This is a genomic window from Streptomyces sp. NPDC057010 (genome assembly GCF_042673805.1).
Classification (GTDB): domain Bacteria; phylum Actinomycetota; class Actinomycetes; order Streptomycetales; family Streptomycetaceae; genus Streptomyces.
Genome location: NZ_JBHUSC010000040.1, coordinates 23,952 through 36,721, shown reverse-complemented (window position 1 = coordinate 36,721; position 12,770 = coordinate 23,952). Strand labels below are relative to the sequence as shown.

Annotated in this window: 12 protein-coding genes; 9 read left to right on the top strand and 3 right to left on the bottom strand. The window is 73.3% G+C overall.

Annotated elements, in window-relative coordinates:
* Positions 1–289 precede the first annotated feature (289 nt).
* The 4 genes from ACFTXQ_RS27110 to ACFTXQ_RS27095 all read left to right on the top strand — a co-directional run bounded on the left by ACFTXQ_RS27110 (position 290) and on the right by ACFTXQ_RS27095 (position 3,884).
* On the top strand, positions 290–1,510 hold the full coding sequence (locus tag ACFTXQ_RS27110; protein WP_382645125.1) for an ArsA family ATPase: 1,221 nt from the start codon (positions 290–292) through the stop codon (positions 1,508–1,510).
* A 76-nt stretch (positions 1,511–1,586) separates the two neighbouring features.
* Positions 1,587–2,045 carry a DUF5304 domain-containing protein gene (locus ACFTXQ_RS27105; RefSeq protein WP_382645122.1) on the top strand — a complete coding sequence of 153 codons (459 nt, stop codon included), beginning with the start codon at positions 1,587–1,589 and terminating at the stop codon, positions 2,043–2,045.
* A 61-nt stretch (positions 2,046–2,106) separates the two neighbouring features.
* Positions 2,107–3,048, top strand: a complete 942-nt coding sequence (locus tag ACFTXQ_RS27100; RefSeq protein WP_382645119.1) for an ROK family glucokinase — start codon at positions 2,107–2,109, stop codon at positions 3,046–3,048.
* A 71-nt stretch (positions 3,049–3,119) separates the two neighbouring features.
* The gene (locus ACFTXQ_RS27095; protein WP_382645116.1) at positions 3,120–3,884 is read left to right on the top strand and encodes an endonuclease/exonuclease/phosphatase family protein; all 765 of its coding nucleotides are present in this window, start codon (positions 3,120–3,122) and stop codon (positions 3,882–3,884) included.
* Between the two features lie 287 nt (positions 3,885–4,171).
* Here the strand turns inward: ACFTXQ_RS27095 and ACFTXQ_RS27090 are convergent, their stop codons facing one another.
* Together ACFTXQ_RS27090 and ACFTXQ_RS27085 are read right to left on the bottom strand one after the other, a co-directional pair.
* Positions 4,172–4,744, bottom strand: coding sequence for a hypothetical protein (locus ACFTXQ_RS27090; RefSeq protein WP_382645113.1), 573 nt, complete (start codon positions 4,742–4,744; stop codon positions 4,172–4,174).
* Positions 4,737–5,516 carry an alpha/beta hydrolase gene (locus ACFTXQ_RS27085; RefSeq protein WP_382645111.1) on the bottom strand — a complete coding sequence of 260 codons (780 nt, stop codon included), beginning with the start codon at positions 5,514–5,516 and terminating at the stop codon, positions 4,737–4,739. Before ACFTXQ_RS27085 ends, ACFTXQ_RS27090 begins: the two co-directional genes overlap by 8 nt.
* 170 nt (positions 5,517–5,686) lie before the next feature.
* On the opposite strand from ACFTXQ_RS27085, the gene ACFTXQ_RS27080 reads away from it, so the two are divergent.
* The 5 genes from ACFTXQ_RS27080 to ACFTXQ_RS27060 all read left to right on the top strand — a co-directional run bounded on the left by ACFTXQ_RS27080 (position 5,687) and on the right by ACFTXQ_RS27060 (position 10,608).
* Positions 5,687–6,406 carry a lysophospholipid acyltransferase family protein gene (locus ACFTXQ_RS27080; protein WP_382645194.1) on the top strand — a complete coding sequence of 240 codons (720 nt, stop codon included), beginning with the start codon at positions 5,687–5,689 and terminating at the stop codon, positions 6,404–6,406.
* A 32-nt stretch (positions 6,407–6,438) separates the two neighbouring features.
* Complete coding sequence (gene macS / locus ACFTXQ_RS27075) at positions 6,439–7,656, top strand: MacS family sensor histidine kinase (RefSeq protein WP_382645108.1); 1,218 nt, start codon at positions 6,439–6,441, stop codon at positions 7,654–7,656.
* A 29-nt stretch (positions 7,657–7,685) separates the two neighbouring features.
* Positions 7,686–8,330: a response regulator transcription factor gene (locus ACFTXQ_RS27070; protein WP_215015121.1), complete on the top strand. Its 645-nt coding sequence runs from the start codon at positions 7,686–7,688 to the stop codon at positions 8,328–8,330.
* A gap of 153 nt (positions 8,331–8,483) precedes the next feature.
* A complete protein-coding gene (locus ACFTXQ_RS27065) occupies positions 8,484–9,512 on the top strand; it encodes a 6-phosphofructokinase (protein WP_382645189.1) in 1,029 nt (342 codons plus the stop codon).
* A gap of 97 nt (positions 9,513–9,609) precedes the next feature.
* Positions 9,610–10,608 carry a 2-hydroxyacid dehydrogenase gene (locus ACFTXQ_RS27060; protein ID WP_382645106.1) on the top strand — a complete coding sequence of 333 codons (999 nt, stop codon included), beginning with the start codon at positions 9,610–9,612 and terminating at the stop codon, positions 10,606–10,608.
* A 135-nt stretch (positions 10,609–10,743) separates the two neighbouring features.
* On the opposite strand, the gene ACFTXQ_RS27055 is transcribed toward ACFTXQ_RS27060, so the two are convergent.
* Entirely contained in the window at positions 10,744–12,618 is a 1,875-nt protein-coding gene (locus ACFTXQ_RS27055; protein ID WP_382645103.1) for an anthranilate synthase family protein, read from the bottom strand.
* Positions 12,619–12,770 lie beyond the last annotated feature (152 nt).

The window sequence follows — 12,770 nt, the reverse complement described above, 5'->3', positions numbered from 1 at the left end:
TCCGCCCCCGTACCCCCGCGCCTCAAACGCCGGCGAGGCTGGATTTGCCTCCGGCGGCGCCTCAAACGCCGGCGGGGCTGGATTTCGCGCGGCTGGATTGCCCGCAGGGCAATTTCAGCCCCTCCGGCGTTTGAGGAGCGGGGTCTGGGGCGGAGCCCCAGGGCTTTGCGGGGTCCGGGGCGGAGCCCCGGGGAACGGTGGAAGGGCGGGTAGGGGACCGCTCCGCGCAGCGGCCGGCCCGCACCCCGCCCGGGCCCGCAACGAAACCAGATCCGGAGTAGCCCCCACCATGCCGCACACCCTGCTGATCACCGGCCCCGGCGGAGCCGGGAGGACCACCGTCGCCGCCGCCACCGCCCTCGCGGCGGCCCGGCAGGGGCGGCGGGTGCTGCTCCTGTCCGGGGACGTCGGGGACCCGGCCGCCGCCCTCACCGGGGCACCGGCCGGGGCCCCCGAAGAGGTCGCGCCCGGACTCACGGCCACCCCCGCCGCCCACGGCCTGCGCGTGGCCCGCGTGGACTCCGGCGAGGAGTTCCGCGAGGAGCTCGTCGCCCTCCAGGAACGCGGATCCACCCTCCTCGGAATGGTCGGCGCCCGCCCCCTCGGGGCCGAGGAGCTCACCGAGCTGCCCGGCGCCGAACAGTTCGCACTGCTGCGCGCCCTGCGCCGGGCCGCCGCCGCCCCCCGCACCGACCTCGTCGTCGTCGACATGCCCCCGCTCCACCAGGCCCTGGCCACCCTCGCCCTCCCCGCCCAGCTGCGCCGCTACCTCGCCCGGCTGCTCCCCGCCGAGCGGCAGGCCGCCCGCGCCCTGCGGCCCGTCCTGGCCCAGCTGGCCGGGGTGCCCATGCCCGCGCAGTGGCTCTACGAGACCGCCGCCCGCTGGGACGAGGAGCTCGCCGCCGTCCAGGCCGTGGTCGAGGCCGACACCACCGAGGTACGGATCGTCGCCGAGCCGGGGCCGGCCGCCGCCGACGCGCTGCGGCTGGGCCGGCTCGGGTTCGCCCTCCAGCAGCTGCCCGTCGCCGCCGTCGTCGCCAACCGCACCCTGCCGCAGGGCTCCGCCGACCCCTGGCTCGCCGGGCTCGCCGCCGAGCAGGAGAAGTACGCCGCCCAGTGGGCCGGGGAGGTCCCCGTGATCCGGCTGCCCCACCTCGGCCGGGCGCCACGCGGACCGCAGGACCTGGCACCCCTCGCCGATACGGCCACCGGCACCACCGCAGGCCTCGTCCCGCCCCCGCCCGCCCCCCGCACGGCCTGGGCCGTCGAGGACCGGCTCGCCGAGGACGGGGTACTCGTCTGGGTGGTACCGCTGCCCGGCGCGCACAAGCCCGAGCTCGACCTCATCCGCCGCGGCGACGAGCTGCTGCTCACGGCCGGCCCCTACCGCAGGATCGTTCCGCTGCCCGCAGCACTGCGCCGCTGCACCGTCTCCGGCGCCGCCCTGGCCGAAGACGCGCTCCGCATCCGCTTCACCCCGGACCCGGGCCTCTGGCCGCGGGGGCACTGATCCCCGTACCGCCGTTCGGGTACCGTCGAAGGTAGCCCGTACCGCACGCACAGCAGCCGCCGCAGGAGAGTCCGCCATGAGCGAGGCCACCGACCGCCCCACCGACGACGACGCCTGGGCCAAGGCCTGCGCCGAGGACCTCGCCGCCGAGAAGGAGCGCCTGCGCGGGCAGGGCGCGGGGACGGGCGCCGGAGGCACCGGGACCGCCGCCGAGGAGCTGTTCAAGCTCTTCGAGGCCGTCGCCGACAAGGTCTCCGCGCTGAACAACCCGGCCTTCGGCGCCGCCGCCCAGGGCGCGGTACGCCAGTTCGTCAACCAGGCGAAGACCGCCGCCAAGCCCGTCATCGAGCGCAACCCCGAGGTCTTCGACCACCTCGCGGCCGCCGGCTCCGAGCTGCTCGCCGCCTACCGCTCGGCCGTCGAGGGCCACGAGCGCCGCTGGACGCGGGGCGAGCCCCCGGCCCCCCGCAAGGAGAGCGACCCCAGGGACGAAGGCCCTGGTAACGGCCCGACCCAGCGGATCGACCTCGACTGAACCCCTGCCGCCCTCGGGTACCGTTGGCCGTGGCGGGGTTTGACCGGAAACCGAGGGACTAATGGGACTCACCATCGGCGTCGACATCGGCGGCACGAAGATCGCGGCCGGCGTGGTCGACGAAGAGGGCACCATCCTTGAGACGTACAAGGTGCCCACCCCGCAGACCGCGGACGGAGTCACGGAGGCCATCTGCGCCGCCGTCTCCGAAGTCAGCAGCAACCACACCATCGAAGCCGTCGGCATCGGCGCCGCCGGCTACGTGGACGACAAGCGCGCGACGGTGCTCTTCGCACCGAACATCAACTGGCGCCACGAACCGCTGAAGGACAAGGTCGAGCAGCGCATCGGCCTCCCCGTCGTCGTCGAGAACGACGCGAACTGCGCGGCCTGGGGCGAGTACCGCTTCGGCGCCGGCCAGGGCCACGACGACGTCATCTGCATCACGCTCGGCACCGGCCTGGGCGGCGGCATCATCATCGGCAACAAGCTGCGCCGCGGACGCTTCGGCGTCGCCGCCGAGTTCGGGCACATCCGGGTCGTCCCCGACGGCCTGCTGTGCGGATGCGGCAGCCAGGGCTGCTGGGAGCAGTACGCCTCCGGGCGCGCGCTCGTCCGGTACGCGAAGCAGCGCGCCAACGCCACCCCCGAGAACGCGGCGATCCTCCTCTCGCTCGGCGACGGCACCCCCGAGGGCATCGAGGGCAAGCACATCAGCGCAGCCGCCCGCCAGGGCGACCTGGTGGCCATCGACGCCTTCCGCGAGCTGGCCCGCTGGGCCGGAGCCGGACTGGCCGACCTCGCCTCGCTCTTCGACCCGTCGGCGTTCATCGTCGGCGGCGGGGTCTCCGACGAGGGCGACCTCGTCCTCGACCCGATCCGCAAGTCCTTCAAGCGCTGGCTGGTCGGCGGCGCCTGGCGCCCGCACGCCCAGGTCCTCGCCGCCCAGCTGGGCGGAAAGGCCGGGCTGGTGGGCGCGGCCGACCTGGCGCGCCAGGGCTGACGCCCTCCCTCCGCAGTGACCGCCCGCCGCGCCCCCTGGGGGAGCGGCGGGCGTTTGCGTATCTTGCGGGCATGGACCAACAGCTGCTGCCTTCGCTGCCGAAGTCTCGTACGGAGCCGGACGGTTCCGCCGTGATCCGGGTGCTCAGCTACAACATCCGCTCGCTGCGCGACGACGAGGAGGCGCTGGCCCGGGTCATCCGGGCGTGCGCGCCGGACCTGGTCTTCGTCCAGGAGGCGCCGCGGTTCTTCCGCTGGCGCAAGCACGCGGCCCGGCTGGCCGCGAAGACCGACCTGGTGGTGCTCGGCGGGGGCGCGACGGCGGCGGGGCCGCTGCTGCTGTGCTCGCTACGGGCCTTCGTGGAGCGGACGGAGGACGTGCTGCTCCCGCGCACCCCAGGGCTGCACCGGCGCGGCCTCGCCACGGCCGTGGTCCGCTTCGGGGCGGCCCGGGTGGGGGTCATCAGCGCCCACCTGTCGCTGGACGCGGCGGAACGGCGGGCCCAGGCGGGACTGCTGCTGGAGCGGGCCGCGGCGCTGGACGCCCCGCAGGTGATCGCCGCGGCCGACGTCAACGAGGGGCCCGGGGGCCCCGCCTTCGAGCGGCTCTCCGCCGAGCTGCAGGACTGCTGGGCGGTGTCCCCGTGGGGCGGCGCCGACACCTTTCCGGCGTCCGAGCCGGAGCGCCGCATCGACGCCGTGTTCGCCTCGGCGGGGGTGGGGGTGCTGGCCTGCGGTGTCCCTGCGGGGCTGCCGGGTCTCCTCGCGGCCGACCTCCGCGCCGCCACGGACCACCTCCCGGTCCTGGCGGCCCTCCACCTCCCGGCCGCGCCGTAGCCCCGCCCCACCCGGCGCCACTACCGGGGCCCCGCCCCAGCCCCCCGCCTCAAACGCCGGCGGGGCTTGAGGTGCCTCCGGCGGCGCCTCAAACGCCGGCGGGGCTGGATTTGGCCGCTGTCGGCCGCTTGGTGCGGCTGGACGGCCCGCAGGGCAATTCCAGCCCTGCCGGCACATCCAGCCCCTCCGGCGTTTGAGGAGCGGGGTGCGGGGCGGAGCCCCGAGCTTGTGCCCGCACCCGCCCCGCCGGCGTTGAGGCGGGGGCGGAGCCCCGGGGGGGGCGGGGGTTACACCACCGCGCCGCGGCCCGGGTCGTCGTCCTCGTCGTCGCCGTGCTGCATGCGTGCGATCAGCGTGGCGAACCCGCCCAGGAAGCCGCCGATGCCCAGCGTCGTCAGCCACCAGGTCATCTCCCACTGCAGCAGCACCGCCACCAGCAGCAGCACCGGGCCGCCGACCACCGCCAGCCACGCGAACTTCGCCGTCGTGTCCGCCTCCGGCAGCTCCGGCTCCGGCGGGACGAAATGGCCCTCGTCCTCATCCTTCGGCTCCGCCGGGGAGTGGTCCCGGGGGCCAGGGCCAGGGCCAGGGCCCGCGCCCGCCCCGGCACCGACGCCCGGCGCGAAGACCACCGAGCTGCCGAGCGCAGGAGGCTCGGGGTCCGGCCCCGGCTCAGCCCCCGCCGCAGGCGGCTCCGGCTTGACGTCCTCCTCCGGCAGCATCAGGTTCTCGATCGGTCTGAACGGTCTGGCCCCCGGCGGGTCCGGCGGCTCCTGCCCGTACCCGGCGACGATCGCCGCCCACGCCGCTTCCTCGTCCAGCGGCGGAACTCCGCCCGACTGCTCCTCGTGCTCAGCCACCAGCCTCCGCCCCTTCCCTGCCCACGCTCTCCGCCAGTCGGCCGACGAACGCAAAGCTGTCCGCGAAGATCCGCTCCGCGTCATGGTCCAACGTCGCGACGTGGTAGCTCTGTTCCAGCAGGGTCTCGGTGACGTCCGTCGACGAGATCCGTGCCAGGATCCGCGCCGAGTCGACCGGCGGTACGACATGGTCCTGCGGGCTGTGCAGCAGCAGCACCGGCTGCGTCACCTGCGGCAGATCGGCGTCCACCACCTGGAAGAGCCGGCGCAGCGAGTCCGCGGCCCGGGTCGGGACCCGGTCGTAGCCGACCTCCTCCGAGCCCGGCTTCGCGATGTCGCTGGCGATACCCGCCGTCGACCGGATGAAGTGCTTGGCCACCGGCAGGGCGAAGGCCAGCGGGTCGTGGACCTTGTTCGCGGGGTTGACCAGCACGATCCCGCTGATGGCGTCCCCGTGCTTGGCCGCCAGCCGCAGGGTCAGCGCGCCGCCCATCGACAGCCCGAAGACGAACACCTGCTCGCAGCGGTCCAGCAGCTCCCGCAGCGCCCGGTCCACCTCGGCGTACCAGTCCTGCCAGCCCGTGAGCTGCATGTCCTGCCACCGCGTCCCGTGCCCGGGCAGCAGCGGCAGCGACACCGTGAGCCCGCGCCCGGCCAGATACTCGGCCCAGGGGCGCAGGGACTGCGGGGAACCGGTGAATCCGTGGCAGAGAAGGACGCCGACCTCTCCGCCCTCGTGGCGGAACGGCTCGGCTCCAGGGAGGACGGGCACCAGGGTCTCCTTGATCACGAAGTACGTCGGGTGGGTGCGTTGCTCTGTGTGACTTCACCGTACGCGACCGGGGTGACACCGACCAGGGCCGTCGGGCCGCTCCCGCGAGAGCCACGGGATATGGTCTGTTCGACAGACACAGGAAGGCTTTCGAGTTGATCTACGGCGCAATGAAGTTCTCCATCGGCGGGTCCCTGAAGCTCGCCTTCAGGCCGTGGGTGGAGGGCCTCGAGAACATTCCCGCCGAGGGGCCGGCGATCCTCGCGAGCAACCACCTGTCGTTCTCCGACTCCTTCTTCCTGCCCGCCGTACTGGACCGGAAGGTCACCTTCATCGCGAAGGCCGAGTACTTCACCTCCCCGGGCGTCAAGGGCAAGCTGACGGCCGCCTTCTTCAAGGGCGTCGGCCAGCTCCCGGTGGACCGCTCCGGCGCGCGCGGGGCCGGCGAGGCCGCGATCAAGAGCGGCATCGAGGTCATCGAACGCGGGGAGCTGTTCGGTATCTACCCCGAGGGAACGCGTTCACCCGACGGCCGCCTCTACCGCGGCAAGCCCGGCGGCCTGGCCCGCGTGGCGCTGGCAACCGGCGCCCCCGTGATCCCCGTGGCGATGATCGACACCGAGAAGATCCAGCCGCCCGGCAAGGTGGTCCCCAAGCTGATGCGCCCGGGCATCCGGATCGGCAAGCCGCTGGACTTCAGCCGCTACCACGGCATGGACGGCGACCGCTTCATCCTCCGCTCGGTGACCGATGAGGTCATGTACGAGATCATGAAGCTGTCCGGCCAGGAGTACGTGGACATCTACGCGACGGCCGCCAAGCGCCAGATCGCCGACGCCGAGAAGGCGGAGAAGGCGGCCAAGGCCGAGAAGGCGGACAAGGGCGAGTAGCAGGGCGGCACCGCCCGCGGGGGGTGGGGGAGATGGCGAAACGCGAACGCGTCGTACGCATGTCGGTCGAGCAGCCGCTGTGGCGTGCCCTGACGGCCTACCGGCTGCTGACCATGCTCTACGCGGTGGGGCTGTTCGCCTCCGCCTACAGGAAGTTCGACCGGCCGGGGATCGCGGTCGGCTACCTCGCCGTCCTCGCGGTGTGGACCCTCGCCACCCACCGCAAGGTGGCCAACGCCACCAGCTGCACCAGGAGCTTCCTCGGCGCCGACCTCACGGTCGCCCTCGCCGGGATCCTGCTCACCCCGCTCGCCGACACCGCCGCGCGGATCGCCGGCGGCGGCCCCACCCTCCCCAGCATCTGGACCGCCGGCTCGGTCCTCGCCTTCGCCATCAAGGGCGGCTGGCGCTGGGCCGGCTTCGCCTCCACCTTCGTGGCCGTCGCCAACATCGTCATCCACGGCGGCGAGCCCACCCGTGACACCCTGCACAACGTCCTGCTGGTCTGGGTCGCCTCCATAGCGATCGGCTACGTCGTCGAGGTCGCCCGGGCCAGCGAGGCGACCCTCGCCCGCGCCCTGGAGATCGAGGCCGCCACCCGCGAGCGCGAGCGCCTGGCCCGCGACATCCACGACGGGGTCCTCCAGGTCCTCGCCATGGTCCAGCGGCGCGGCACCGACCTGGGCGGCGAGGCCGCCGAACTCGGCCGGATGGCCGGGGAGCAGGAGGTGGCGCTGCGCACCCTGGTCTCCACCGGGCTGGTGAACCCCTCCCGGGTCTCCCGCGACGAATCGCGGGGCGCGCTGGTGGCCTCGTACGAGGTGGACGACGAGGACGGCGGCGCGGACGAGGGCGAGCTGGACCTGCGCACGCTCCTCGCCCCGCACGCCGGCTCCCGGGTGAGCTTCGCCGAGCCGGGCACCCCGGTGCCGCTGCCGGTGCCCGCCGCGAAGGAGCTGGCCGCGGCGGTCGGCGCCGCCCTCGACAACGTGCGCAAGCACGCCGGGGAAGGGGCCAGCGCCTGGATCCTGGTGGAGGACTGGGGCGACGAGGTGATCGTGACCGTCCGCGACGACGGCCCCGGCATCCCCGCGGGCCGGCTCGACCAGGCGGAAGGCGAGGGCCGGATGGGCGTGGCCCTGTCCATCCGCGGCCGGCTGCGTGACCTCGGCGGTACCGCCGAGCTGGTGTCCGTCCCCGGGCAGGGCACCGAAGTGGAACTGAAAGTACCCAGGGGGAGGACCCAGTGAGCACGCACGAACCGCACGAGATCAGGGTGATGGTCGTCGACGACCATCCGATGTGGCGGGACGCGGTCGCCCGCGACCTGGCCGCCGCCGGCTTCGACGTGGTGGCCACCGCCGGCGACGGCCCCGAGGCGGTGCGCCGGGCGCGTGCCGTCACCCCCGACGTGCTGGTCCTCGACCTCAACCTGCCCGGGATGCCCGGCGTGCAGGTCTGCAAGGAGCTGGTCGGCGCCAACCCCGCGCTGCGCGTGCTGGTCCTGTCGGCGAGCGGCGAGCACGCCGACGTCCTGGAGGCGGTGAAGTCCGGCGCGACCGGCTACCTGCTGAAGTCCGCGGGCGCCCAGGAACTGATCGACGCGGTCCGCCGCACGGCGGCCGGCGACCCCGTGTTCACGCCGGGGCTGGCCGGCCTGGTGCTCGGCGAGTACCGGCGCCTGGCCACCGACCCGGCGCCGACCGCCTCCGACGAGCCGAAGGCGCCGCAGCTGACGGACCGGGAGACCGAGGTGCTGCGGCTGGTGGCCAAGGGGCTCTCGTACAAGCAGATCGCGGAGCGGCTGGTCATCTCCCACCGCACGGTGCAGAACCACGTCCAGAACACCCTGGGCAAGCTCCAGCTGCACAACCGGGTGGAGCTCGTCCGGTACGCGATAGAGCGCGGCCTCGACGACGCGTAGGGGCGCAGACGCTGTCGTACGTCGTACTTACGTCCTCGTACGAGTGAACGGGCGTACTCAACGCCCCGCGATTCCACCGGAATTGACCCTTCCAGAGCCCTTGCTGTGACCTGTGTCACCAGTAGCGTGACCGTCATGGCGAAGGGAGAGGCAATGAAGGTCGGAGTGCTGACCGGCGGCGGCGACTGCCCCGGGCTCAACGCGGTCATCAGGGGCGTCGTCCGCAAGGGCGAGCAGGAATACGGCTACGGGTTCATCGGCTTCAAGGACGGCTGGCGGGGCCCGGTCGAAGGCGCCACGGTCCCGCTGGACATCCCGGCCGTCCGCGGGATCCTGCCCCGCGGCGGCACCATCCTCGGCTCCTCGCGCACCAACCCGTTCAAGACGGAGAACGGCGTGCGCAGCATCAAGGAGAACCTCGCCAAGTACGAGGTGGACGCGCTCATCGCGATCGGCGGCGAGGACACCCTCGGGGTCGCCGCCCGGCTGTACGAGGAGTACGGCATCCCGTGCGTCGGCGTGCCGAAGACCATCGACAACGACCTGTCGGCGACGGACTACACCTTCGGCTTCGACACCGCGGTGGGCATCGCGACCGAGGCCATCGACCGGCTGCACACCACGGCCGAGTCGCACATGCGGGTCCTCGTCGTGGAGGTCATGGGCCGGCACGCGGGGTGGATCGCCCTGCACTCGGGCCTCGCGGGCGGTGCCAACGTCATCCTCATCCCCGAGCAGCGCTTCGACATGGACCAGGTGTGCGCGTGGGTGACCTCGCGCTTCAAGGCGAGTTACGCGCCGATCGTGGTGGTCGCGGAGGGCGCCATGCCCAAGGACGGCGACCTGGTCCTGAAGGACGCCAGCAAGGACTCCTTCGGGCACGTCCGGCTGTCGGGCGTGGGCGAATGGCTGGCCAAGGAGATCGAGGCGCGGACCGGGAAGGAGGCCCGTACGACGGTCCTCGGCCACATCCAGCGCGGGGGCACCCCGAGCGCCTTCGACCGCTGGCTGGCCACCCGCTTCGGACTCCACGCGATCGACGCGGTGCGCGACGGGGACTTCGGGAAGATGGTCGCGCTGAAGGGGACGGACATCGTGCGGGTGCCGATCGCCGAGGCGACGGCGAAGCTGAAGACGGTGGACCCGGCGCTGTACCGGGAGGCCGGCGTCTTCTTCGGCTGAGCCGCCTGGCCGCCTGGCCGCCGGGCACGGGTGATCCATGGGTCGTAGGGTGACGAACGACCCATGGATCGACGTATTCGACGGATCGGGAGCAAGCGTGGAGATCCTGGCATTCGGTGTGACCGCCGACGAGAAACCGCTCCTGGAACGGGCCTTCGCGGGGCAGCACGAGGTCCGCTGCCTCGAGGTCTTCATGTCCGAGGACACCGCGCCCATCGCGGCCGGCCACGAGATCGTCTCCTCCAGCGTGAACGCGGACCTGAACGGGCGGGTGCTGCGGATCCTCGCGGCGGGCGGGACGAAGATGATCGCCCAGCGCTCGACGGGCTTCAACAACATCGACCTGGAGGTCGCCCGGGAGCTGGGCATGACGGTCAGCCGGGTCTCCTTCTACTCGCCGTACTCGGTGGCCGAATTCGCCTGGGCTCTGGCGATGGCGGTCAACCGGCGGATCGTACGGGCCTCGAACCGGACCCGGGACTTCGACTTCCGGCTGAACGGGCTGATGGGCCGGGACATGCGCGGCCGCACGGTGGGAGTCCTGGGCACCGGCAAGATCGGCGAGGCGTTCACCCGGATCGCGCACGGCTTCGGGATGACCCTGCTGGGGTGGGACGTGGCGCAGAACCCGGCGTGCGTGGAGCTCGGCATGAAGTACGTGGACAAGGAGACGCTGTTCGCGTCCTCGGACCTGATCAGCCTGCACGTGCCGCTGCTGGAGTCCACGCACCACGTCGTCGACTCGGCGGCGCTGAAGCTGATGCGGGACGACGCGATCCTGGTGAACTCCAGCCGGGGCGGGCTGGTGGACACCGACGCGCTGGTCACGGAGCTGCGGGCGGGACGGTTCGCGGGGGTGGGCCTGGACGTGTACGAGGCGGAGGCCGGGGTCTTCTTCCTGGACAAGTCGCTGGTGGCGGTGGAGGACGACACGTTGGCGCGGCTGGTCACGTTTCCGCATGTGGTGGTGACCTCGCACCAGGCGTACTACACGAGTGACGCGGTGGGGCAGATCATCGACACCACCGTCGCGAACGTGGCGGACTACCTGGCGGGCCGCCGCTCCGAGAACGTGCTGGTCCCCGGCCCGCCGTGACCCGCCCGCCGGGCCTCAAACGCCGGGCGGGCTGGATATCCAGCCCCTCCGGCGTTTGAGGAGCGGGTCCGGGCGGAGCCCGGGGAACGGTGGAAGGGCGGGTAGGGGACCCGCTCCGCGCAGCGGACCCGGCGGTTACGCCGGGGTCGGGGTCGTGACGCCCGTCAGGAGGTCGCGGAGGAGGTCCGCGCCGCGGAGGGTGAGGACGGACTCCGGGTGGAACTGGACCCCCGCGAAGCGGCCCGCCGCGGAGCGGAGGGCGTGGACCTCACCCGTCGCGGGGTCGCGGGAGACCTCCACGCCCGCGGGCTCGGCACCCTCACCGCAGTACGCCGTGTACGTGTTGTAGAAGCCCACCACCTCCTCCGCCCCGAACAGCTCGATACGGGTCTGCGCCCCCTGCGCCGGCTCCGCCTTGCGCACCAGCGGCAGCCCGAGCTCGGCCGCCAGCAGCTCGTGCCCCAGGCAGACCCCCAGCAGCCCGTGCCGGTGCCCCGCCAGGAGGTCGGCGGCCAGCGCGCGGAGCATCCGCATCTTCGGGTCCCCCGCATCCGCCGGATTGCCCGGCCCCGGGCCCAGCACCACCGGCCCCTCCCACGACAGCGCCACCGCCCGCAGCTGCGGATCGTCGTAGCGGCGTACGGTCACCTCCAGCCCGGCCACCCGCAGCACGTGCGCCAGCATCGCCGTGAAGGTGTCCTCCCCGTCCACCACCAGCGCGTGGCCGGTCAGCGAGGACGGCTGCTCCTGCATCCGCAGCCAGAACGGCGCCAGGTCGTGCCGGCGGGCCGCCAGCGCCGCCTGCACCCGGGGGTCGTCCGCCAGCCGGGCGCCGGCGGAGGCGTGCCGCGGCGCCGCCGGGCGGACGCCGAGCGCCGCCAGGACCCCCGCCGCCTTGGCGTGGGTCTCGGCGACCTCGCCCGCCGGGTCGGAGTGGCGCACCAGCGTGGCCCCGACCGGCACCCGCAGCACGCCGTCCGCCGCGATGTCGGCGGTGCGGATCAGGATGGGGGAGTCGAGGGTCTGGGCCCCGGAGGCATCCAGGCCCAGCAGCGCCAGCGCGCCCGCGTAATAGCCGCGGCCCCCGGCCTCGTACCGCTCGATCACCCGGCAGGCGTTCTGCACCGGCGACCCGGTCACCGTCGCCGCGAACATCGTCTCCCGCAGCACCTCCCGCACGTCCAGGGAGGAGCGCCCGCGCAGCTCGTACTCGGTGTGGGAGAGGTGGGCCATCTCCTTCAGCCGCGGCCCGACGACGACACCGCCGCGGTCCCCGACCGTGCACATCATCTTCAGTTCCTCGTCGACGACCATCGACAGTTCCTCGGTCTCCTTGCGGTCGCCGAGGAAGGCGAGGAGCGACTCGACGGTGGGACCGCCCGCCGGATGCCGGTACGTGCCGCTGATCGGGTTCATGACGACCGTCCCGCCGGACATCCGCACGTGCACCTCCGGGCTGGCCCCGACCAGCGTCCGGTCGCCCGTGTGGACCACGTACGTCCAGTACGCGCCACGCTCGCCCTCCAGCAGCCGCCGGAACAGCGCGAGCGCGTCGGCCCGGCCGAAGCCCTCGATCCGGCCCTCGTAGGTGCGCCGGATGACGAAGTTCGCGCCCTCGCCCCGGCCGATCTCCTCCTCGATGACCCGCGCGACGGTGGCCGCGTACTCCTCGTCGCTCACGTCGAAGCCGCCGCCCTCCACCCGCACCTCGTGCGCGGGCAGCCCCTCCAGGGCCTGCGCGAGCGGGATCTCGTACGCCTCCTGCGCGACCAGCACGCTCAGCGGCGTGCCGTCGTCGCGTACGTCGAACCCGCGCTCCCGGATCTGCCGGAACGGGACGAGGGCGAGGGTGGGCAGCTCCCGTACGGGCAGGTCGGCGAGGTGTTCGGCCTCGTGGACCGGGCCGAGGAGCACCTCGACGGTGTCGTGGTCGCGGCCGGGCGTCCGCCGCCGCAGCAGGGCGAACGGCGGGCAGGAGTCGTCGAGCAGTCGGCTGATGTCCAGCGGCATGGGGTGGGCGTCCTTCCGGTGGGAGGAGCGGCCCGGGTTCCCGCAGAACGCGGAAGGCCGCCCCTCGGGGCGGCCTTCGCGTCGGTCGTGTCGTTACGTACGCGCGAGGAGTGGGCCGCCGGGAGCGGGCCACCACCAGTTCTGGTTCGAGT

Coding starts and splice junctions, on each gene's coding strand:
- ACFTXQ_RS27110 (WP_382645125.1), top strand. CDS start 290: ATGCCGCACACCCTGCTGATCACCGGCCCCGGCGGAGCCGGGAGGACC.
- ACFTXQ_RS27105 (WP_382645122.1), top strand. CDS start 1,587: ATGAGCGAGGCCACCGACCGCCCCACCGACGACGACGCCTGGGCCAAG.
- ACFTXQ_RS27100 (WP_382645119.1), top strand. CDS start 2,107: ATGGGACTCACCATCGGCGTCGACATCGGCGGCACGAAGATCGCGGCC.
- ACFTXQ_RS27095 (WP_382645116.1), top strand. CDS start 3,120: ATGGACCAACAGCTGCTGCCTTCGCTGCCGAAGTCTCGTACGGAGCCG.
- ACFTXQ_RS27080 (WP_382645194.1), top strand. CDS start 5,687: ATGAAGTTCTCCATCGGCGGGTCCCTGAAGCTCGCCTTCAGGCCGTGG.
- macS (WP_382645108.1), top strand. CDS start 6,439: ATGGCGAAACGCGAACGCGTCGTACGCATGTCGGTCGAGCAGCCGCTG.
- ACFTXQ_RS27070 (WP_215015121.1), top strand. CDS start 7,686: ATGGTCGTCGACGACCATCCGATGTGGCGGGACGCGGTCGCCCGCGAC.
- ACFTXQ_RS27065 (WP_382645189.1), top strand. CDS start 8,484: ATGAAGGTCGGAGTGCTGACCGGCGGCGGCGACTGCCCCGGGCTCAAC.
- ACFTXQ_RS27055 (WP_382645103.1), bottom strand. CDS start 12,618: ATGCCGCTGGACATCAGCCGACTGCTCGACGACTCCTGCCCGCCGTTC.